The sequence below is a fragment of the Pseudomonas sp. 65/3-MNA-CIBAN-0223 genome (assembly GCF_040310425.1).
GTDB classification, from domain to species: Bacteria; Pseudomonadota; Gammaproteobacteria; order Pseudomonadales; family Pseudomonadaceae; genus Aquipseudomonas; species Aquipseudomonas gregormendelii.
This window is the reverse complement of record NZ_JBEOPV010000284.1, coordinates 1-246: the sequence shown is the minus strand read 5'-3', so window position 1 is coordinate 246 and position 246 is coordinate 1. Positions and strand designations below refer to the sequence as shown.

The following is a 246-nucleotide window of genomic DNA, read 5'->3' as shown; positions in this document are numbered from 1 at the left end:
ATGAACAGCAGCGCGGCAGCCAGCGGTGCGGTCATGCAGGGGCCGACCAGCAGGCCGGAGAGCACACCCAGCGCGCCAGCCCCGGCGAGGCTGCCCCCGCGCTGGCGATCACCGACACGCTGCAGGCGATCACGCAGCGCCACTGGCAATTGCAGCTCGAACAAACCGAACATCGGCAGCGCCAGCAGCACGAACAGCACGGCGAAACTGGTCAGCAACCAGGGTTGCTGCAGCGCCGCCTGCAGG

General features: G+C 69.1%; 1 protein-coding gene. It reads right to left on the bottom strand.

Annotation, left to right across the window (positions count from 1 at the left end):
- Positions 1–246 (bottom strand): cytochrome c biogenesis protein CcdA (locus tag AAEZ09_RS28910; protein WP_502947622.1); only part of this gene is annotated, 246 nt, incomplete at both ends.